At 65.3% G+C, this 20,879-nt stretch carries 21 protein-coding genes; 16 read left to right on the forward strand and 5 right to left on the reverse strand.

Going from position 1 to position 20,879, the window contains the following annotated elements:
- The first annotated feature begins 7 nt into the window (after nucleotides 1-7).
- The 11 genes from argS (at nucleotide 8) to E8M79_RS09945 (ending at nucleotide 12,342) form a co-directional block, all read left to right on the forward strand.
- Entirely contained in the window at nucleotides 8-1,753 is a 1,746-nt protein-coding gene (gene argS, locus E8M79_RS09895; protein ID WP_137151743.1) for an arginine--tRNA ligase, read from the forward strand.
- 419 nt (nucleotides 1,754-2,172) lie between these two features.
- Complete coding sequence (locus tag E8M79_RS09900) at nucleotides 2,173-4,176, forward strand: SPOR domain-containing protein (RefSeq protein WP_137151744.1); 2,004 nt, start codon at nucleotides 2,173-2,175, stop codon at nucleotides 4,174-4,176.
- A gap of 122 nt (nucleotides 4,177-4,298) precedes the next feature.
- The gene (locus tag E8M79_RS09905) at nucleotides 4,299-5,087 is read left to right on the forward strand and encodes a ScpA family protein (RefSeq protein ID WP_137151745.1); all 789 of its coding nucleotides are present in this window, start codon (nucleotides 4,299-4,301) and stop codon (nucleotides 5,085-5,087) included.
- The gene (gene scpB, locus E8M79_RS09910; RefSeq protein WP_137151746.1) at nucleotides 5,084-5,779 is read left to right on the forward strand and encodes an SMC-Scp complex subunit ScpB; all 696 of its coding nucleotides are present in this window, start codon (nucleotides 5,084-5,086) and stop codon (nucleotides 5,777-5,779) included. Before E8M79_RS09905 ends, scpB begins: the two co-directional genes overlap by 4 nt.
- Nucleotides 5,776-6,870, forward strand: coding sequence for an ABC transporter ATP-binding protein (locus E8M79_RS09915; RefSeq protein ID WP_137151747.1), 1,095 nt, complete (start codon nucleotides 5,776-5,778; stop codon nucleotides 6,868-6,870). Before scpB ends, E8M79_RS09915 begins: the two co-directional genes overlap by 4 nt.
- Nucleotides 6,871-6,931: 61 nt before the next feature.
- Nucleotides 6,932-7,135, forward strand: coding sequence for a twin-arginine translocase TatA/TatE family subunit (tatA, locus tag E8M79_RS09920; RefSeq protein ID WP_137151748.1), 204 nt, complete (start codon nucleotides 6,932-6,934; stop codon nucleotides 7,133-7,135).
- A gap of 44 nt (nucleotides 7,136-7,179) precedes the next feature.
- Nucleotides 7,180-7,902, forward strand: a complete 723-nt coding sequence (tatB, locus tag E8M79_RS09925) for a Sec-independent protein translocase protein TatB (protein ID WP_137151749.1) — start codon at nucleotides 7,180-7,182, stop codon at nucleotides 7,900-7,902.
- Between the two features lie 3 nt (nucleotides 7,903-7,905).
- On the forward strand, nucleotides 7,906-8,724 hold the full coding sequence (tatC, locus tag E8M79_RS09930) for a twin-arginine translocase subunit TatC (protein WP_137151750.1): 819 nt from the start codon (nucleotides 7,906-7,908) through the stop codon (nucleotides 8,722-8,724).
- Between the two features lie 113 nt (nucleotides 8,725-8,837).
- Nucleotides 8,838-10,166 (forward strand): serine--tRNA ligase, encoded by a 1,329-nt coding sequence (serS, locus tag E8M79_RS09935; protein ID WP_137151751.1) that lies wholly within the window; start codon nucleotides 8,838-8,840, stop codon nucleotides 10,164-10,166.
- Nucleotides 10,166-10,936, forward strand: coding sequence for a 5'/3'-nucleotidase SurE (surE, locus tag E8M79_RS09940; protein ID WP_137151752.1), 771 nt, complete (start codon nucleotides 10,166-10,168; stop codon nucleotides 10,934-10,936). The genes serS and surE overlap by 1 nt, the downstream gene beginning before the upstream one ends.
- A gap of 554 nt (nucleotides 10,937-11,490) precedes the next feature.
- Nucleotides 11,491-12,342, forward strand: a complete 852-nt coding sequence (locus E8M79_RS09945) for a M23 family metallopeptidase (RefSeq protein WP_171015813.1) — start codon at nucleotides 11,491-11,493, stop codon at nucleotides 12,340-12,342.
- Nucleotides 12,343-12,407: 65 nt separating this feature from the next.
- Here the strand turns inward: E8M79_RS09945 and E8M79_RS09950 are convergent, their stop codons facing one another.
- Entirely contained in the window at nucleotides 12,408-13,286 is an 879-nt protein-coding gene (locus E8M79_RS09950) for an ATP-binding protein (protein WP_137151754.1), read from the reverse strand.
- Between the two features lie 201 nt (nucleotides 13,287-13,487).
- Between E8M79_RS09950 and yajC the strand changes: the two genes are divergently transcribed.
- The 4 genes from yajC (at nucleotide 13,488) to E8M79_RS09970 (ending at nucleotide 17,699) form a co-directional block, all read left to right on the forward strand.
- Nucleotides 13,488-13,844 carry a preprotein translocase subunit YajC gene (yajC, locus tag E8M79_RS09955; RefSeq protein ID WP_137151755.1) on the forward strand — a complete coding sequence of 119 codons (357 nt, stop codon included), beginning with the start codon at nucleotides 13,488-13,490 and terminating at the stop codon, nucleotides 13,842-13,844.
- Between the two features lie 65 nt (nucleotides 13,845-13,909).
- The gene (secD, locus tag E8M79_RS09960) at nucleotides 13,910-16,453 is read left to right on the forward strand and encodes a protein translocase subunit SecD (RefSeq protein WP_137151756.1); all 2,544 of its coding nucleotides are present in this window, start codon (nucleotides 13,910-13,912) and stop codon (nucleotides 16,451-16,453) included.
- Nucleotides 16,454-16,464: 11 nt separating this feature from the next.
- Nucleotides 16,465-16,854 (forward strand): MTH938/NDUFAF3 family protein, encoded by a 390-nt coding sequence (locus E8M79_RS09965; protein WP_137151757.1) that lies wholly within the window; start codon nucleotides 16,465-16,467, stop codon nucleotides 16,852-16,854.
- Entirely contained in the window at nucleotides 16,854-17,699 is an 846-nt protein-coding gene (locus tag E8M79_RS09970) for a phytoene/squalene synthase family protein (protein ID WP_137151758.1), read from the forward strand. Before E8M79_RS09965 ends, E8M79_RS09970 begins: the two co-directional genes overlap by 1 nt.
- Here the strand turns inward: E8M79_RS09970 and E8M79_RS09975 are convergent.
- Nucleotides 17,696-18,148, reverse strand: coding sequence for a YiiD C-terminal domain-containing protein (locus E8M79_RS09975; RefSeq protein WP_137151759.1), 453 nt, complete (start codon nucleotides 18,146-18,148; stop codon nucleotides 17,696-17,698). The genes E8M79_RS09970 and E8M79_RS09975 overlap by 4 nt on opposite strands.
- Complete coding sequence (gene trmFO, locus E8M79_RS09980) at nucleotides 18,145-19,530, reverse strand: methylenetetrahydrofolate--tRNA-(uracil(54)-C(5))-methyltransferase (FADH(2)-oxidizing) TrmFO (protein WP_137151760.1); 1,386 nt, start codon at nucleotides 19,528-19,530, stop codon at nucleotides 18,145-18,147. The genes E8M79_RS09975 and trmFO overlap by 4 nt, the downstream gene beginning before the upstream one ends.
- A gap of 93 nt (nucleotides 19,531-19,623) precedes the next feature.
- Between trmFO and E8M79_RS09985 the strand changes: the two genes are divergently transcribed.
- On the forward strand, nucleotides 19,624-20,277 hold the full coding sequence (locus E8M79_RS09985) for a glutathione S-transferase family protein (RefSeq protein WP_137151761.1): 654 nt from the start codon (nucleotides 19,624-19,626) through the stop codon (nucleotides 20,275-20,277).
- A 90-nt stretch (nucleotides 20,278-20,367) separates the two neighbouring features.
- On the opposite strand, the gene E8M79_RS09990 is transcribed toward E8M79_RS09985, so the two are convergent.
- Together E8M79_RS09990 and E8M79_RS18380 are read right to left on the reverse strand one after the other, a co-directional pair.
- Nucleotides 20,368-20,517 (reverse strand): DUF1127 domain-containing protein, encoded by a 150-nt coding sequence (locus E8M79_RS09990; protein WP_137151762.1) that lies wholly within the window; start codon nucleotides 20,515-20,517, stop codon nucleotides 20,368-20,370.
- A 197-nt stretch (nucleotides 20,518-20,714) separates the two neighbouring features.
- Nucleotides 20,715-20,867, reverse strand: a complete 153-nt coding sequence (locus E8M79_RS18380; RefSeq protein ID WP_171015814.1) for a hypothetical protein — start codon at nucleotides 20,865-20,867, stop codon at nucleotides 20,715-20,717.
- Nucleotides 20,868-20,879 lie beyond the last annotated feature (12 nt).

Raw genomic sequence — 20,879 nt, forward strand, 5'->3', positions numbered from 1 at the left:
GTCTATCATGGACGTTTTTGCACTGTTCTCCGCGCGCGTCGCCAATGCGATGCAGGTTCTCTATCCCGAAGTCGGGCCCGATCTGCTGGCCCGCATCGTGGTCGAGCCGCCGCGCGATGCTGCCCATGGCGATCTCAGCACCAATGCCGCCATGATCGTGGCCAAGCCGCTCGGCAAGAGCCCGCGCGACATTGCCGCCGCGCTGGTTGAGCATTTCAAGCATGACGCCGACGTCACCAGCGTCGAGATCGCCGGGCCGGGCTTTGTCAATTTCCGCCTCGACGCCCCCATCTGGCACCAGGTGCTGCGCGCCATTGCCGAGCAGGGCGCCGACTACGGGCGCAGCAGCCTGGGCGGCGGTGAGCCAGTCAATATCGAATATGTCTCGGCCAATCCCACCGGCCCCATGCACGTCGGCCACACCCGTGGCGCCGTGTTCGGTGACACGCTGGCCGCGCTGATGGCCTTTTCCGGCTTCGACGTGACGCGCGAATATTACATCAACGACGCCGGCAGCCAGATCGACACGCTGGCCCGCTCCACCCTGCTGCGCTATCGCGAAGCGCTGGGCGAGAGCATCGAGATTCCGTCCGGGCTCTATCCCGGCGACTATCTGATCCCGGTTGGCGAAGCCCTCAAGGCCGAGTTCGGCACGACCCTGCTCGACAAGCCCGAAGCCGAAGCCATCGCCTTGGCCAAGGATCGCGTGCTCAAGGCCATGCTGGAGCTGATCAAGGCCGACCTGGCCCGCCTTGGCATCCATCACGACGTGTTCTTCTCCGAGCGCCAGCTGCACGGGCAGGGGGGCGACATCGACCTCACGCTCGCCTGGCTGCGCGAGAAGGGCATGGTCTATGAGGGGCGCCTGGAAGCGCCCAAGGGCAAGACCCCCGATGAATGGGAAGACCGCGAACAGACCCTGTTCCGCGCCACCGACTATGGCGACGACATTGATCGCCCGCTGATCAAGTCGGACGGGTCCTACACCTATTTTGCCGCCGACATTGCCTATCACCGCAACAAATTCCTGCGCGGCTTCAAGCACATGATCAATGTGCTGGGCGCCGACCACTCGGGCTATGTCAAGCGCCTGCAGGCAGCCACCAAGGCCGTCTCGCTCAATGCTGCCGACATGGACGTGCGCATTTGCCAGCTGGTGCGCCTGCTCAAGAATGGCGAGCCGTTCAAGATGAGCAAGCGGTCCGGCGATCTGGTGACCCTCGCCGACGTCGTCGACGAAGTGGGCGCCGATGCGACCCGCTTCATGCTGATGTATCGCCGCAATGACGCGTCCATGGATTTCGATTTTGCCCTGGTCAAGGAACAGACCAAGGACAATCCGGTGTTCTATGTGCAGTATGCGCATGCCCGCGCCTATTCGATTTTCAAGACCGCCGCCAAGGACATGCCCGAGCTCGATTTGTCCCCCAAGTCCCTGGCAGCGGCCGAAATCGAACGCATCATCACCCCGGCCGAGCTGGACCTGGTGCGGGTGCTGGCGGCCTGGCCGCGCACGGTCACGGCGGCAGCCATTGCCCACGAGCCACACCGCATCGCCTTCTATGTCCACGAACTGGCCGCGGCGCTGCACGGCTTCTGGGCCAAGGGCAAGGATGACCCGCAGTTACGATTTGTTAACCAACAGGACCCAAAGCTGACGCTAGCGCGACTCGCCTTGGTCGACGCTGTTCGACAGGTCATCGTCAATGGCCTCGGTATCTTGGGCGTATCTGCTCCCACGGAGCTTTCATAATTCGGGCGCAATACCGTGGTGACTCGCGGTAACTGCCTGATGAGCGAAGTGTGACAAACAAAAGGCACCGCGTAATGGGAGCGAGACCCTAGTCAATGGCCGGACAATCCGACTCAGCCGAGGACCTGATCAACGAGCTTTCCCGGCTCATGGCGCAAGACGCCAGCGGCAGTCGCAACCAGGCTCCGGCAGCGACTGATCCAGGATTCGCGGTCCGTATTCCGGGCCAGCCAGCGCTTGACCCTGCGCCGGCCACCGCGCCGCGCACTGTGGCACCGGTCCCCACGGCCAACCCGCCCAGCCAGCCGAGTGCGCCTGCGCCCTCGTCCATTGATTTTCTGCGCTCCATTCCGTCCCTCGATCTCGACCGCGGCCCAGCCGCGCCGGTCGCTCGGTCCGCGCCGCCTGTTACGCCGGCCGTGAGTGCAGAGACCTCGGCTCGGCCCGAGCCGCAGATGGAACGCCGCATGGCGCAGGCCAGCGAGCCTGAGACCTTCAATTTCGACTTCGATTTCGATCTCGGCGGCAAGAGCGCACCGGCCAGCCAGTCTGCGTTCCCGGCCTCGCCGGTGCCGCCCGCGCCAAGGGTGACAGCGCCCGTTACCGAGCCAAGCGTCTTTGCGCCCGCTGCGGCAGCAGACGATGAACATGACAGCATTGCCGATCTGATCGCAGCCGATCTTGCCAGCGATGCGCCGACGCCGTCCTTCGCGGGGCGTCGTGACGATACCCCCTCCCAGCGCAATGAGCCCACGTTTGTCGCGCCGGCCTTCGATGATCTGCCGGAGCGCGATGTCGCGCCCCAGCCGGAGCCCCGCATGGCGCCGCGGCTGGACAATGACCGGTTCAAAGTGCCGCCGGTGTTCGGCCTCGGCTCCAGTGCCGCTGCCCAGGAGCCGCAGGCCCGCATGGCCGCGCCGGTTGTGACGCCGCATCCCGGTGCGCCCAAGCTGCCGCCGCGCTCTGCCATTCCTGTTGCCGAGGTTCCGGCGCCGGCACCAAAGCCCGCGCCCGTCGAGCCGATCATGGCGCCGCCACCGGCGCCTGCCGCAGCGCCCGTGGACAGCGGCAGTCTTGATCCGATCGACGAGATCGAAAACCTTATCGGCCGCGCCATGCGCGTTGATCTGGCATCCGCCGCCAAGGCGCCGCTCGACGAGGCCCCCGAGGTCAGTCTGCAGCCACCGCCGGCCCCATCGCCGGCGCCCGCCCTGCGCAGCCTGGCGGGCACATCTGCGCCGCAGCCCGAAAAGCGCCACACCATGTCGGCCGCTGACGAGGCGATTTTTGCCGCAGCGCAGGCCACCGGCGCCCAGGTGGGCTGGGTGGACGAACCGGAGTTGCCCCGCTCAGAGCCCGCTGCAGACGAAACTGCGCCGCGCCACCGCTCCCGCCTGGGTCTGACGCGCGCTGTCGCTGGCCCGCTGGTCGCCATCGGCCTGCTGCTGGTGGCCGGCCTGGGCCTCTATTGGGTGCTGGGCCTGGGCGGTCGCGAAGCCGGTCCGGCGCCGCTGCTGACCGCAGATACCACACCCACCAAGCAGGATGCGCCTGTCCAGTCCGCCGATCCGCAGCAGTCTGTGGTGTTCAACGAGATCGACGGCGTCGCGCCCGGCGCCGATGAGCAGCTGGTTTCGCGGGATCAGACCACGACCGACGACGCCGTGCAGACCGCTGCCGCCATTCCCGCCCAGAGCGAGGAAGGCTTGGCCAACCGCAAGGTGCGCACCGTTACCGTGCGTCCGGACGGCACCATCGTCAGCAGTGACCAGGGTGTTGCCGGCAGTTCCATTCTGCCGGTTGATCGCCCCAATGTGCCCGCCGTGCCCGGCGCCACCGAAGCCGCGACAGAGCTTCTGGCAAGCGCCGAGACGCCCGTAGAGACCCCGGTCGAAACCCCGGCGCCTGTCACCACGGCAACGCCGGTGGTCCCCGGATCAACCGTCCCGGCTGTTGACCTGGCGGGCAATCCCCTGGCCGGCAAGACCGCCGTGATCCCGCTGCAGCGCCCGAATGGGCTGACCCTGCCGACCCCGTCGGCTGCGGCGGCCCAGACCCTTGCCCCGGCCGCCCAGACCCTGGCGCCGGTTGAGCAGGCCGCCACCGCAGTGCCTGAAGCTGCGCCCGCCGCTGCTGCGGCGCCTGCGGCCACCGATCAGACCGCCGCGTCCTCTGGCAATACGGCGCCGGCCTATGTGCAGCTGTCCTCGCAGCGCACCGAACAGGATGCGCTCAATTCGGCCAATGCCATGGTCAAGCGCTTCGGTCCGCTGTTCGGCGGTGCCAATCTCGAAGTGCAGCGCGTTGATCTCGGCGCCAAAGGCATCTTCTACCGCGTCCGCGTTCCGGCCAGCTCGGCCGATCAGGCGACGATGATCTGCACCAATGTCAAAGCCGCCGGCGGCGACTGCTTCATCATGTAATCGGGTTGGCGGCTCCGGCCGCCACCTCGCTCTCGTCAGGGCAGGTCTGGTCGCGCGCCGCTTGACGCTCGCCGGGCCGGCAGCCAAGGATGCGCCATGCTCCTGCAAAGCCGCACACACTCATGACGACGCCCCAGCCAGACTGGTTTGAGACGCCCGCGCCGCCGGCCGACGAGGACATTTTATATGTCGACGTCGACGGCTACGAAGGCCCGCTCGACCTGCTGCTTGATCTGGCGCGCCGCCAGAAGGTCGATCTCTCGGCCATTTCCGTGCTGGCCCTGGCCGAGCAATATCTCAGCTTCATTGAAACCGTGCGCGAGAAGCGCATCGAGGTGGCCGCCGATTATCTGGTGATGGCCGCCTGGCTGGCCTATCTCAAAAGCCGCCTGATGGTGCCCCAGGCGCCGTCGGACGATGAACCCTCGGGCGAAATGTTGGCCGCCATGCTGCAATTCCGGCTCAAGCGGCTCGAGGCCATGCGTCGCGTGGCGAGCCAGCTGATGAACCGCCCGCGCCTCGGCTTCCAGGTCTATGCCCGCGGCATGCCCGAGCCCTATCAGATTGCCCGGACCAGCATCTGGGAGGCATCGCTCTATGATCTGCTCAAGGCCTATGCCAGCCAGCGCGAACGCGGCGTCACGGCGGAATATTCCCCCATCCAGCGCACCGTCTGGTCCTTGCAGGACGCCCGCGACATTCTCCAACGGCTGATCGGCGAGAGCTTTGAATGGGTGGCGATGGACACCTATCTCGCCCACTATCTCAGCACCCCGGCCGAGCGCGCCACCGTGCGCGCCTCCACCTTTGCATCCAGCCTTGAGCTGGTGCGCCTGGGCAAGATCGACATGCGCCAGACCGAGACATTCGGCCCGCTCTTCGTGCGCCGCCGCAAGGGGGACGGGCAATGACCGACGGGTCGGACGAGCGCCAGGAAATCGTCGAACGCCATCTGCGCGTGCTCGAGGCACTGCTGTTTGCCGCCAGCGAGCCGCTGGAGCCTCTGGCCATGCTGCCCTATCTCGGCGAAGGCGCTGACGTTGCCGGGCTGCTGGTGCAGTTGCAGGCGCGCTATGCCGGCCGCGGCGTGAACCTGGTGCAGCGCGGCGACCGCTGGGCCTTCCGCACGGCCGAAGATCTGGGCTTCCTGCTGCGCCGGCAGGAGCAGGAGACGCGGCCATTGTCGCGGCCCGCGCTCGAAACACTGGCCATCATTGCCTATCACCAGCCCACCACGCGGGCCGAGATCGAGGAGGTGCGCGGAGTTGCCACAGGCAAGGGCACCATCGATCTGCTGCTCGAAGCCGGGTGGATCCGCATGCGCGGCCGTCGCCGCACGCCCGGACGGCCGGTAACCTACGGCACCACCGAAGCTTTTCTCGATCACTTCGGGCTCGAAACCCTGTCCGACCTGCCGGGGCTGGAAGAGCTCAAGGGCTCCGGCCTGCTGTCGGGCCGGCTGCCGCCGTCCATGCAGATACCGCTTCCCTTTGGCGGCGCCTTGCGCGAAGACGAAGACCCACTCGATCCCGATGATCACGACGACGATCGGGATAGCGATCCCGATCGGGATGACGACGGCGAGGACCACGACGCACAATGACCGAAGAACTGGCCGGCTGGGGAACCCGTGGCACCACGGGTGTCAGCTTTGCGGCAACACTGGATTTTGACGCCGTTGATGTCCGCCTCGGGGGCAGGGCGGTGCTTGACCAGTTCAGCCTCACCCTGCGCCCCGGCGAGATCGTCTGCCTGCTCGGCGAATCCGGCTCGGGCAAGTCCACCGCCTTGCGCGTCGCGGCCGGCATTCAGCCCATCCATGCCGGTGCGGTGCGCATCAATGGCGAGACCGTGTCGCGCCCCGGCTTCACCCTGCCGGCGGACCGGCGCGGCATTGGCCTGATGTTCCAGGATTTTGCGCTGTTCCCGCATCTGACCGTGCTGCAGAACGTGCTGTTCGGCCTGCGCCGCCTCGGCCGCACCGCCGCTCTGGCCCAGGCCCGGGCCGCGCTGCGCCGCGTGGGCCTGGGCGACCGCGAAGGCGACTTCCCCCATATGCTCTCGGGCGGCCAGCAGCAGCGCCTGGCCTTGGCGCGCAGTGTGGCCCCGCGGCCCGGCGTGCTGCTGCTCGATGAACCGTTTTCCAGCCTCGATGCCCGCCTGCGCGAAACCGTGCGCGAGGAAACCCTGGCCGTGCTGCGCGAAACCAATGTGACCAGCCTTATCGTCACCCACGATCCCGAAGAGGCCATGGTGCTCGGCGACCGCGTCGCCCTGCTGCGCCATGGGCGCATTGCCCAGATCGGCACGGCCTCGGAAATCTACAGCCATCCCATCGATCTCAATGCCGCGCGCTTCTTCTCTCCGCTCAGCGAACTCGACGCTGTGGTGCGCAATGGTCATGCGCAGACGCCGCTGGGCGCGGTGCCCACGCCCGGCTTTGCCGATGGCGACAAGGTCACCGTGGCCATCCGCCCGGCGGGCGGCGCGAGGCTGCGCGCCACCGGGCCTGGGACACTTGGCCGCGTCGTCGGCAAGCGCGATGCCATCGGCATCGACATCTGCGAGGTCAAGGTCGAAGGGCTTGATACCCCAATTGGCGTGCGCCAACCGGCCAGTCCGACGGTGGTTGCCGGCCAGGATGTATTCGTCACGCTGAACACGGAACACGTTCTTGTGTTTCCCTGCGTTTGAACCTATTTCTGGCCTATATCTTCGCGTGTAACGCGTTCGGAATTAATCTAGGGAGTCCAAAATGCACGCGCCAGGAATTTGGGGCATTCTCGTTGTCGCCGTCGTTGTGATCCTGCTGTTTGGCCGCGGCAAGATCTCGGGCGTGATGGGTGAAGTTGCCACCGGCATCAAGGCCTTCCAGAAGGGCATGAAGGACGACGACAAGCCGGTTGAGCGGGTCGCCACCAGCAATGACGTCCGCGAGCCCGAAAAGAAAGACGTCTGACCACGTCCTTCCTGGCCGCCCCGCTGACTTGAGGAACTAAGACTATGCTCGGCTTGGGCTGGAGTGAAATGCTGGTGATCGGCGTTGTTGCGCTGATCGTCATAGGCCCCAAGGACCTGCCCGTGGTGATGAACCGCGTCGGCAAGATCTTTGGCCAGATCAGACGCATGGGCAGCGAGTTCCAGCGCGAGATCAACCGGTCGACCGGGTTGAGCGAAGTGCGCAACCTCAGGGACTCCATCACCAATCCGCTCAAGCAGACGGCTGAAGAAATCCGCAAGGAATTCAACACCATGACGCCTTCGGGCGCCAAGCCGACCGGTGTGCTCAAGCCGACCGACCCCGCTGTGGAAAGCGTGGTCGACGACATCAAGGCCAAGGCCGGGATGACAACGCCGCCCGCGCCGCCGGCCAAGGCCGACGATGTGGCCAAGGCCGCCGGCTTCAAGCCGCCGGCGCCTGCGCCGACCGAACCCAAGACCACGCTGGCCCCCGAGGCCCCGGTCAAGGCCGCCAAGGTCCCGACCAAAGCCAAGGCGCCCGCCAAGGCCAAGGCAGCCCCGACCAGCCCGGTTGTGTCCACCGAACTGCCGCCGCTGCCAGTCGAGCCGGTCGCTGCACCGGCAAAGCGCAAGCCGGCTGCCCGCAAGCCTGCCGCTGCCAAGCCTGAGGCTGAAGCGGCTGCCGCCACACCCGCACCGCGCAAGCGCGCTCCGGCCAAGCCCAAGCCAGCTGCTGCCGGCGCCGACAAGGCGGGAGAACACTAGACCATGGCCGATACCAAGCAGATCGAGAACAAATCGGCCGCAGTCGAGGACGAGCTGGCCGGCAGCGAGGCCCCGCTGCTCGAGCATCTCGTTGAGCTGCGCAAGCGGCTGATCTATTCGGCCGTCACCATCGTGGTGCTGATGGCCTTCTGCTTCATCTTTGCCAGCACGATCTACGAGTGGCTGCTGATCCCCTACAAGGCGGCTGTGCCCGGCGCGAACCTGATTTTCACCGCGCCGCAGGAGCTGTTCTTCACCTATCTCAACGTGGCCCTGTTTGGCGCCATGTTCCTGGGCTTCCCCATGGTGGCGACCCAGATCTACATGTTCGTCGCGCCCGGGCTCTACAAGCACGAGCGCAAGGCGTTCATCCCCTATCTGGTGGCGACGCCCGTGTTCTTCGTCGCCGGTGCGGCGCTGGTCTATCTCGTCGTGCTGCCCATGGCGCTGCACTTCTTCGCCAGCATGCAGACCGAAGATATCGAGATGCTCACCAGCGTCAGCGAATATCTTGGCCTGGCCATGCTGCTGATCCTGGCTTTCGGCATCTGCTTCCAACTGCCCGTCGTGCTGACGCTGCTGGCCCAGATCGACCTGGTCGGGGTGGACATGCTCAAGAAGGGCCGGCGCTATGCCATCGTCGGCATCCTGATCTTTGCCGCGTTCATCACGCCGCCCGATCCGATCTCCCAGCTTGGTCTTGCCCTGCCCATGTACCTGCTCTACGAACTCTCCATCATTTCCGTGCGGATGGTAGAGCGGCGTCGGGCGGCAGCACTGGCAGCCCAGGAAGCCGAACTGACCGGCTCCTCATCCGAATAATCGCCCCCGCCTGACCAGGGCGCGGGGCAAGCTGTCCCTCGCGGCCTTGCAGGCGCGTCGCGAGGCCCCGTCAAGCCTGCACCAACCAGAGGCGGGCGGTGCCCGTAACACCCATGTTCGATATCAAGTGGATCAGAGCCAACGCCGAAGCTTTCGACGTCGCCGTGTCGCGGCGCAAGGGAGTCTCCGTTCGCTCCTCTGACCTGCTGGCTATCGACGATCGCCGTCGCGAGATCATCGGTCGCCTCAACGAAGCCCAGGAACAGCGCAACGCCCTGTCCAAGCAGATCGGCCAGGCCAAGGCCCAGAAGGACGAGGCCCGCGCGGCCGAGCTGATGAGCGAAGTCGCGCGCCTCAAGGATTTCATCCCCCAGGGCGAAGCCGACGAACGCGCCGTCGAGGCCGAACTGCATGCCGCGCTCTCGACCATCCCCAATCTGGTGCTCGATGATGTGCCGGTGGGCACCGACGAGAGCGGCAATGTCGAGTATTTCGGCCGCAATGGCTCGGCCGAGATCGCGGCCAAGCTGCGTGCGCCAAAGCCCAGCTTCGTCTTTGCGCCCAAGGAGCATTACGAGGTCGGCGTCGCCGCCGAGCTGATGGATTTCGAGACCGCCGCCAAGCTCTCGGGCAGCCGCTTTGTCGTGCTCAAGGGGCAGGTGGCCCGGCTCGAACGCGCCCTCGGGCAGTTCATGCTCGATCTGCACACCACCGAGCACGGCTATCTCGAAGTGCAGCCGCCGCTGCTGGTCAAGGATGCCGCGCTGTTCGGCACCAACCAGTTGCCCAAGTTCGAGGAAGACCTGTTCTTCACCCCGCATGGCGACTCGCGCCTGGCGCTGATTCCGACCGCCGAGGTGCCGCTCACCAATATGGTGCGCGAAGCGATCATGTCCGAAGAGGAACTGCCGCTGCGCATGACCGCGCTCACGCCGTGCTTCCGTTCCGAGGCCGGCTCGGCCGGTCGCGATACGCGCGGCATGCTGCGCCAGCACCAGTTCAACAAGGTCGAGATGGTGTCCATCACCACGCCCGAGACGTCGCTGGACGAGCATGAGCGCATGCTGGACTGCGCGGAGGCCGTGCTGCGCAAGCTGGGCCTGCACTATCGCGTCATGAACCTGTGCACCGGCGATATCGGTTTTGGCGCCCGCCGCACCTATGATCTGGAAGTCTGGCTGCCGGGCCAGGACACCTATCGCGAGATTTCCTCGGTCTCGGTCTGTGGCGATTTCCAGGCCCGTCGCATGGAAGCCCGCTATCGCCCCGCCGGCGAAAAGCAGGCGCCGCGCTATGTGCACACGCTCAATGGCTCCGGCACCGCCGTGGGCCGCTGCCTGATCGCCGTGCTGGAAAACTATCAGCAGGAAGATGGCTCCGTTGCCGTGCCCGACGTGCTGCAGCCCTATATGGGCGGCCTCACCTCCATCGGCGGCAAGTGATGGGCCTGCGCATCCTCATCACCAATGACGATGGTGTGGATGCGCCCGGCATCGCCATCATGGCCGATATCGCCCGGGCCCTGAGCGATGACGTGTGGATCGTTGCGCCGGACGGCAATCAGTCCGGCGCCGGCCACCGCCTGAGCTTTGGCCACGAACTGACCATAGACCGGCTTGATGCGCGCACCTTTGCCGTGGTCGGCGGTTCGCCCGCCGACTGTGTCGTCGCTGGCATGACCCATCTCTTGGGTGATCGCCCCGCCGATGTGGTGCTCTCGGGGGTCAATGCCGGACAGAACCTGGGCGACATCGTCAATTGCTCGGGCACGGCGGCGGGCGCGCGCGAGGGCGCCATGCAGGGCGCCATTGGCATCGCCATGAGCCAGGGCATTGATTATTCGGTTAGCCGCGAGGTCGACTGGTCCAATGCCATTGCCCATGGCACGGCCACGGCGCGGGCGGTGATCGCCGCCGCGCAGGGCAGGGACCACTACTACAACATCAATTTCCCCTTTTGTGACGCCGCGACCACCAGGGGCATAGCGGTGGTGCCGCTGCAGCGCTTTTCGCGCTCGCCCTTTCGCTACTATGCCAGTGACAATGCCGGAAAATTCTTCGTCGCCATTCCCGACACGCCGCTGCCGCTCGATCCCGAGGCCGATTACGAGGTCATGCGCCGCGACGGCTATGTCACGGTCACCCCGCTGATGCTGCAGCAGACCGACCTTGATCTGGCCCGCCGCCTCAACGGCACGCTGAGCCTGGGGTAACGGCGCAGCGTCGCGCGCGCCTTAACCTTACCCAATCCGGAATCGCCTGCTGTCGATTTTGCTCAAATCGCATGCACTTTAAACTCGTCTTTACCTTACTCGCCTAGTCTCAAACTCGTGTTGAGTACCTGCGTACGAGTAAGCTGATGAGTATCCGCGTATCGCGTCGGACGCCCAAGGGTGTCATTGCAATGGCCGGTCTGATGGTTGCCGCCGTCGCCCTGTCTGGATGTTCCAGCTTGGGTCGGAATGCCTTCCGCGATCAGACCACCACCGGCTCCGTGCCGCAGTCCTCTCCTCAAAGCTATAATCAGGCAATGCCCGCCACGCTGGGTGCCCCCCAGAACAGCGTCGCTGAAGGCCGCTTCCTGCCGCCCAACAATGTTGGTGGTGTCGGGTTCGCGGGTCAGTCAGCCCCTGTGCAGCCGGCATGGAACCAGCCGGCGCAGACGGCCTTCAATCAGCCGCTCGCGCCCCTGCCCACGGCCACACCGACCGTGCAGTCCCAAAGCCTTCCCGCTCTGAATTCCACGCCCCAGGGGTCCCTGCCAGCCATGCAAGCACAGTCCGCCGTCGCTTCGGCTCCCATGCCGTCACCTGCTGCCCTTGGCAGCCTGCCGACCAATAGTTCGGTCCCGACCCTCGCTTCGGCCGCCCCCACCGCGGCCAATGGCGCCTTTACCCACACCATCGCCAGCGGCGAGTCGCTCTACACCATCGCCCGCCGCTATGAGGTCACCACCCAGGCACTGGTGCAGGCCAACAATCTCTCCTCGCCCGACAAGATCGTCGTCGGCCAGAAGGTGATCATCCCCGGCCGCGCTGATCTGCTGTCGACCAAGGCCCCGACCACCCAGGTCGCCTCGGCTGCGCCGGCCACCACCGCGCCGACCCCGGCAAAGCAGACGCTGCCCCAGGCTGCGCCCAATACGCTGCAGGCTGGTGCCAAGCCGGCGGCAACGCCCGCTCCGGTCCAGGCCGAACCGGCCAAGGTCACCCAGGTCGCGTCCATTCCCTCGGCTGAGCCGGCCATGTCGGGCAATGACAAGTTCCGTTGGCCCGTCAGCGGCCGCATCCTGGTCGATTTCGCCTCGTCCAAGGGCACCGGCATCAATATCGAGGCCAATGACGGTTCCGCCGTCAAGGCTGCCGAAAATGGCACCGTCATCTATGTCGGCTCCGGCGTCGAGGGCTATGGCAACCTCGTCCTGATCCGCCACCCCAATGGCTTCGTCTCGGCCTATGCCCACCTTGGCGCCATGAGCGTCAGCAAGGGCAGCAACGTCAACCGCGGCGACACCATCGGCGCCGTCGGCAAGACCGGCTCGGTCACCAAGCCGCAACTGCATTTCGAGCTGCGCAAGGGCGCGACGCCGGTTGATCCGGTGCCGCTGCTGGCCAGCTGATCACCCCGCAAACTACGAAGTGAAGCCCCCGCGCAAGCGGGGGTTTTGCTTTTCGGGGCCTCGTCTCAGGCCGTCTTGCCCATTTCGCCGGCCAGCGTGCGCACCAGCTGGATGGCGACGCGGCCGGAACGCGCGCCGCGCGTTGCCGCCCACTCGATGGCCCGGGCCCGCAGCGTCTCGTCATCGAGATCAAGGCCATAGTGGTCCGCATAGCTGCGCACCATGGTCAGGAACGTCGGCTGGTCGCAATTGTGGAAGCCCAGCCACAGGCCGAACCGGTCCGAAAGCGACACTTTTTCCTCCACCGCTTCGCCCGGATTGATCGCGGTCGAGCGCTCGTTCTCGATCATGTCGCGCGGCATCAAATGGCGGCGGTTGGAGGTGGCGTAGAACAGCACATTGTCCGGCCGGCCCTCGAGGCCACCGTCGAGGATGGTCTTGAGCGATTTGTAGCTGGTCTCGCCATTGTCAAAGCTCAGGTCGTCGCAGAAGACGATGAAGCGCGCCGGCTCCCCAGCGATGCGCCGCATCAACACGGGCAGGGATTCGAGGTCTTCACGGGCGATCTCGATCAGCACCAGGCGCTCAAAGCCCTCGGCGCGGCGATCGGCGATATCGCCATGGATGGCCTTGACCAGCGAGCTCTTGCCCATGCCGCGCGCGCCCCACAGCAGCGCATTGTTGGCGCCATGGCCGCGGGCGAACTGTTCGGTATTGCGCAGCAGGATGTCCTGCACACTGTCGATGCCCTTGAGCATGGCCAGCGGCACGCGGCTCACCTTGGGCACAGCCATCAGCGACTTGCTTTCGGCGTCCCAGTGATAGGCATCGGCGGCGCCCAGCGCCGGGACATCGCTGTCGACCTGCGGGCTCAAGGCCTTGAGCGCATTGGCGATTGTGTCGAGCTTGTCGACGATGGCGGCCAGTTGGTCTTTGCGTTTCAAGATGCTGATATCCTCTGCACGGCGCGGCAATTTGCGTCTCCCTGAATGCCTTTGCAATCACGGGGGGGCAAATGTATAGTCCGCGCGATTTTGACCGGGGTGCAAGTGCATCAAACCCCATATGCGTCCAGTGCCATCGCCCGGCGATGACCATGACGGCCGCAGACTCTCCACAATCAAGAAAACCAAGGATCGCGCCTCATGTTTGTAACACCCGCTTATGCCCAAGCAGCAGCCGGAGCCCCCGTAGCGGGTGGCGGTATCACCGAGATCTTCGTTCAGCTGATGCCGATCCTGCTGCTCGTGGTGATCTTCTGGTTCCTGATCTTCCGTCCGCAGCAGAAGCGCCTGAAAGCCCAGCAGGCCATGCTGGCCGCGATTCGTCGTGGTGACACCGTGGTGACCACCGGCGGCATCGTCGGCAAGGTGACCAAGGCTGTCGATGGCGAAGACCTCGAAGTCGAGATCGCCACCGGCGTCAAGGTCAAGCTCGTGCGCGGCATGATCTCGGACGTGCGCAGCAAGTCCGAGCCTGTCAACGACAACAAACCGGCCTAAAGCCGAGCCCAGGCCTGCCACCGGAGCCCAAGGGCTCCGGTTTTTCCTTTTCAGGACGTCCCTTTATGCAGTTCTCTCCGATCCGCACCGCCATCATCGCCTTTGTCGCTCTCATGGGGGTGCTGTTCGCTGTCCCCAGCTTCCTGCCGCAGACCGTGCGTGATGCCTGGCCGAGCTTCCTGCCCAAGCAGACCGTGGTGCTGGGCCTCGACCTCCAGGGCGGATCGCACCTGCTGCTGCAGGTGGACGAGAAGGGCATTGTGTCGGAGCGCCTGCAGACCCTGCGCCGCGACGTCCGCAATACGCTGGCCAATGAGAATGGCATCGGCAACCTCATCACCACCGATGAGGCGACCCGCACGCTGACAATCGAACTGACCGACCCGACCCAGCGCGATGCGGCCAAGGCCGCCATCGAGAAGCTGCAGAACACCGTCAGCAATTCGCTGATCGCCGTGGGCGGCGCCCAGGAACTGGCCTTCGGCGACACCACCGACGGCAAGCTGACCGTCACCCTGACCCCCGAAGGCGTCAACGAGCGCCAGTCGGCCCTCGTGGCCCAGTCCATAGAAGTCATCCGCAAGCGCGTCGACGAGCTCGGCACCACCGAGCCGCAGATCCAGCGCCAGGGCACCAATCGCGTCCTCGTCCAGGTGCCCGGCTTTGGCGACAGCCAGCGCCTCAAGGACATCATTTCCAAGACTGCGCGCCTCACCTTCCACATGGTCTATCCGGGCATGACCGCCGCCCAGGCCGAGGCCCAGGGCCTGCCGGCCGGCACCATGATCCTGCCCAGCCAGGATGGCGGCAGCGAACTGCTCTATGAAGATGTGGCCCTGGGCGGCGAGTCGCTCGTCGATGCCCAGCCCAGCTTTGACCAGCAGCGTTCCATCCCCGTGGTTAGCTTCCGCTTCGATACCCGCGGCGCCATCACCTTCGGCCAGATCACCTCGGCCAATGTCGGCAAGCGCTTTGCCATCGTGCTCGACGATACCGTCATCACCGCGCCCGTCATCCAGCAGGCCATCACCGGCGGCACCGGCCAGATCAGCGGCAACTTCACCACTGCCAGCGCCAATGACCTGGCCGTGCTGCTGCGCGCCGGCGCCCTGCCGGCCTCGCTCGACGTGGTCGAGGAACGGACCGTTGACGCCAGCCTGGGCGCAGACTCCATCCAGCATGGTCTGACGGCCGGTATCGTTGCGGCGACGCTGGTGGTTGCCTTCATGGTGGCCGCCTATGGCCTGTTCGGCGTCTTCGCCAATATCTCGCTGATCCTGAACATCGTTCTGATCTTCGGCGCGCTCTCCATGCTCGGCGCCACCCTGACACTGCCCGGCATCGCCGGCATCGTGCTCACCATCGGCATGGCCGTGGACGCCAACGTGCTGATCTATGAGCGCATGCGCGAGGAGCAGAATGCCGGAAAGTCGCCGCTGCAGGCGATCAATGCCGGCTTCCAGCGCGCCTGGGGCACCATCATCGACTCCCACCTGACGCAGCTCATCGCCGCCACCGTGCTCTACTTCCTGGGCTCGGGCCCGGTGCAGGGCTTTGCGGTAACGCTGGCGCTCGGCATCCTGACCTCGCTGTTCACCTCCTACACGGTCACGCTCTACTTCGTGGGCTGGTGGTTCCGGGCCACGCGTCCCAAGACCCTCAAGATCCAGCATTTCCGCTTCATTCCGGACGGCACCAAGATCCCGTTCATGAAGATCAGCCGCTATGTGATCGCCTTCTCGATCGTGGCCAGCGTGCTGTCCATCGGTTCGGCCTATTTCAAGGGCTTCAACCTGGGCATCGACTTCGTTGGCGGCACGGCCATCGTCATTCAGCATGATGGCGGCCCGGCCGATGTCGGCAACGTGCGTGAACTGCTCGACGGCTTGAATCTGGGCGAAGTTCAGGTGCAGGGCTTCGGCACGCCGGAAGACGTGCTGGTGCGTGTGCAGGCGCAGGAGGGCGGCCAGGATGCCGACCAGGCCGCTGTTGCCAAGGTCCGCGAGGCGCTGGCCACCGAGAACTACACCATCCGCAGCACCGAGGCGGTGAGCGGCACGGTGTCGAGCGAACTGGCCTGGAAGGGCACCATCGCCGTCATCATCTCGCTGCTGGCCATCCTGATCTACATCTGGTTCCGCTTCGAATGGCAGTTCGCCCTGGCGGCGGTGACGACCACCTCGCACGATATCATCATGACCATCGGGCTCTATTCGATCACTGGGCTCGAGTTCAACCTCACCTCGATTGCGGCGGTGCTCACCCTGGTGGGCCTGTCGCTGAACGAAACCGTGGTGGTGTCGGACCGTGTGCGTGAAAACCTGCGCAAGCATCGCAAGATGCCGCTGCCCGAGCTGATTGACCTGTCGATCAATCAGACCATCGTGCGCACCTCGCTGACCTCGTTCACCGTGTTCCTGGCGCTGATCCCGCTGGTGGTCTTCGGCGGCGAAGTCATCCGCAGCTTCACCATCGCCATGACCTTCGGCGTGTTCGTGGGCATGTATTCGTCCATCATCGTCAACGGCCCGATCCTGATCAACTTCGGCCTCAAGGCCAAGGCCGAGGAAGACGCCAAGACCAAGATGGTGGATGGCGCCGCCGTCTGAAAGGGCAGGGCATGACCTCACCCGAGCCGGGCTTCTACCCCGACCAGGTCGGCATCGACGCCTATGGCAACAGCGGCTTCCGCTTTGCCGAGATGTCGCATCGCGGTTCCTTGCTCTGCCTGCCTTCGGGCATGCAGGGCTGGGCCGTCGTCACCCCCGCCGATATCACCATGGACTCCATGGCGCCGATCTTCGCGGCGGCCGACCAGATTGACGTGCTGCTGGTCGGGCTCGGTCACGACGTGGTCGGCTTCCCGGCCGATATCCGGGCCGCCCTGCGCGAGCGCGGCATCATCGTTGAGGCCATTGGCACCGGCGGCGCCGTGCGCACCTATAATGTCCTCCTGGCCGAGCAGCGGGCCGTGGCCGCCGCGCTGATCGCAGTCGAGCGGGCGCGCTGATGAGCCAGGAGAGCTTTGTCCACGCCGCCCAGGCGCTGCGCGCCGGCGATCGCGACCGCTATCTGTCGACGCTGGTGCTCGATGGCGCCCACCGCAATGGCGTGACCGCGCTCTATGCCTTCAATGCCGATGTCGCCTCGATCCGGGCCCGCGTCAGCGATCCCGCACCGGGTGAAATCCGCCTGCAATGGTGGGCCGATGCGCTCGATGGGGAAGGCCATGGTGCCGTGCGCCAGAACCCGGTGGCCGATGCGCTGCTGGAGACCCTGGCCACCTATAGCCTGCCTCCCGGCACGCTGCTGCGGCTGATCGGCGCCCGCCGCTTTGATCTCTATGACGATCCCATGCCCGACCTCGAGACCTTCGAGGGCTATGCCGGCGAGACCGTTTCGACGCTCTACCAGCTGGCCGCCATGATCCTCAACAACGGCCAGACCGTCGAGACCGGCGACGCCGCCGGCCATCTGGGCGTTGCCCATGCCCTTATCGGGCATCTGCGCGCCTTCGGCAATGTCTCGGCCCAGGGGCGCATCATGCTGCCCTGGTCGATCCTGGCCGCCAATGGCGTGCGTGAGGGTGAGATCTTCTCGGGCACCGAGAGCGACGGTCTTGCGGCAGCGCTTGGCCAGATCGCCGAACTGGCCGCCGGCCATCTCGATAAGGCCGAGGCCGCCATCGCCCAATTGCCAGCACAGCTCAAGCCGGCCTTTGCGCCCATTGCCGTGCTCAAGGCGCAGTTTGCCCTGCTGCAGCGCCGCCAGGCGGGCCTGTTTGCCCCCGCGCCAGACGATGCCGATTGGCGCAAGATCACGCGCCTGATGTGGTGGAGCCTGACCCGGCGCTAGTGATGGTCGCCGCCGAAGGCGACGAATTCCCCGCTCAACCGCCCGGACAGCAGGCCCTTGCAGTCCAGCACCGCGCCCACGCTGATGCGCGCAACGCCGCGCCGGCTCAGCATGCGCATAAAGCGCTCCCAATCCTGATCGGGTTCAATGGCCGAGCGCGCGGTGAAGTCCCCGGCCATGGGCGCCAGATACTCCATCGTATTGCGCTGAATGACGAGGCGGCTGGGCTGGCCCAGCGCTGTCAGCCGCACATGCAGCAGGCTCCAGGCAGCCAGGATCGCGACAGCCGAAGCGCTGCCGCCGAACACCGTGTCGCGATGATTGATGTTGGGCGCCAGCGGCGCCGCCAACTCCACGCTGTCGCTCTCGATGGCGACCACTGTCACGCCCATGGCCCGCGATTGCGGGATATGGGCATGCAGATAGGCTTCGAGGTCCTGGGGTATCATGCCCAGGCCTTGAGATCCTCAAGCGCCCGGCTGGTAATGGCCTTGCGCTTGGCAATCGCCTTGTCCGGGCCGCGCCAGCGGCCGGCGCCTTCCGGCTTGGTGACAGTCACGGGCGGGAACAGCCCGAAATTGACATTCATCGGCTGGAAGCTGCGGGCGCCGCTATAGCTCTCCGATTCGATATGTCCGCCGGTGATATGGGCGACCAGCGCGCCCAGCGCCGTGGTGTTGGGCGGCGTCGGCATGGGTGTGCCGCGCAAGTCGGCGGCCGCCAGGCGTCCGGCGATCAACCCGACAGCGGCGCTTTCCACATAGCCTTCCACGCCCGTCACCTGGCCGGCAAAGCGGATGCGCGGATCAGTCTTCAGTTTAAGGTCCGGCCCCAGCACCTTGGGCGAGTTGATAAAGGTATTGCGGTGCAAGCCGCCGAGCCGCGCGAATTGCGCATTCTCAAGCCCCGGAATCATGCGCAGGATTTCCGCCTGCACGCCGTAGCGCATCTTGGTCTGGAAGCCGACCATGTTCCACAGCGTGCCCAGGGCATTGTCCTGCCGCAGTTGCACAATGGCATAGGGCTTGACGGTCGGGTTACGCGGATTGGTCAGGCCCACCGGCTTCATCGGCCCATGCCGCAGCGTCTCGACGCCGCGTTCGGCCATCACCTCGATGGGCAGGCAACCGTCGAAATAGGGGACCTTTTCCCAGTCCTTGAACTCATGCAGCGGCGCGACTTTCAGCGCTTCGACAAAGGCCATGTACTGGTCCTTGTCCATCGGGCAGTTGAGATAGTCGGCGCCCGTGCCGCCTGGCCCCGCCTTGTCATAGCGCGACTGCGCCCAGACAATGTCCATATTGATGCTGTCGTAGTGGACGATCGGCGCAATGGCGTCGAAAAACGCCAACGAATCCTCGCCCGTCTTGGCCAGGATAGCCTCGGCCAGCGCCGGCGAGGTGAGGGGACCGGTGGCAATGATCACATTGCCCCAGTCTTCCGGCGGCATGCCGGGCACTTCCTCGCGCGCCATGGTGATATTGGCGTGCTGCTCGATGGCCTGGGTGACCGCGGCCGAAAAGCCATGCCGGTCCACAGCCAGCGCGCCGCCGGCCGGCAGTTGATGCGTATCGGCGCAGCGCATGATCAGCGAATTGCAGCGCCGCATTTCCTCATGCAGCAGGCCGACGGCGTTCTGCTCGGCATCGTCGGAGCGGAAACTGTTCGAGCAGACCAGCTCGGCGAGACTGTCGGTCTGGTGCGCATCGGTGGCGCGCACCGGGCGCATTTCGTGCAGGATGACCTTGGCGCCGGCCTCTGCCGCCTGCCAGGCCGCTTCCGACCCGGCCAGTCCGCCGCCGATGATATGAATGGGTTCTGATGTTGACATGGCAGGCAGATAGCAAGCACCGCTCCGGGGCGCAACAAATCTTGCGGTTCCTGGCCAGCCACGAGCATATTGCCGGGTCAGGAGGGGCGGGACGTGACGGATGGACTGACGCTGTGGGGACGGGCCAGCTCGAACAATGTGCAGAAACTGCTCTGGGCGCTCGCTGAGCTGGGCCTGCGCTATGAGCATATTCTGGTGGGCGGTGTGCATGGCGGGCTCGATGACCCGGCCTATCGCGCCATCAACCCCAATGGCCTGGTGCCGGCGCTGCGCGACGGCGGGCTGGTGCTGTGGGAAAGTCACGCCATCCTGCGCTATCTGGCCGCGCGCTATGGCCAGCAGAGCCTCTGGCGCGTTGACCCGGTGCAGCGGGCCGTCGTCGATCAGTGGACCGATTGGACCGCCACGACCTTCCAGCCGGCCTGGATCAGCCTGTTCTGGCACAAGGTGCGGACGCCAACCGGGCAGCAGGACGCCAGGGCCATTGCCGACAGCCATGCCCGCACCATTGCGGCGCTGCGGATACTGGATGCCACGCTGATCGATCGCGACTATCTCGCCGGCGACCGGCTGAGCTATGCCGATATCGCCGCGGGCGTCGCGCTCTATCGCTGGTTCACAATGCCGATTGACCGGCCGGCCATGCCGGGGGTGGAAAACTGGTACCGCCGACTGCAACTGCGACCGGGATTCCGTCAGGCCGTGATGGTCAGCTATGCCGAACTTGTTGGCAGACTGGCATATTGATCATTTCAAGGGCAGAAAAACAAAACAGCCGCATCTCATAGAGAAGCGGCCGTTCGGTTTGGGTCGTCCAGCAGGTCGAGACGGATAGTCTTACAGCGAGCTGGCATGATCACGGGCGACGCGATTGATATCGGTGCGCGAGATGCCCAGGTCGTTGAGCTGACGGTTGTCGAGAGCGGCGAGTTCACGAACGGTCTGCTGGTAAGCGGCCCATTTCTTGAAAGTCTTGCGGATGTCCATTCGAAGTCTCCTTGTGTTTACGAGCCTATATTTACGTCAGTGCCGTCTGGATGAGCAGTGGGATAAAGGTCAAACGACCTATGCGTTCTGCGCGGGGCTTGTTTTGTGATGATTGACGCTTGGTTAAGCTCTGCGGCAACAAGAAGGCCGCCGGGTGGCAAACCGGCGGCCGGATGGCAATTGGCGGTGAGGACCGGTCAGCGGTCGAACAGCGACCGGGTCATCTTGGAGAAGTCAGGGCCTGAGAGCCCCAGAAGATCGGCATCCCGCGTCGAGGGCACGTCCATTTCCCGCAACGTCTGCTTGATGTCGACCAGGCGCTTTACGCGCCAGACGGCTCGGACGAACATCGGCATATTCCC

Origin of the sequence: Devosia sp. FKR38 (assembly GCF_005222805.1) — a bacterium.
In the GTDB taxonomy this organism is placed as follows: domain Bacteria; phylum Pseudomonadota; class Alphaproteobacteria; order Rhizobiales; family Devosiaceae; genus Devosia.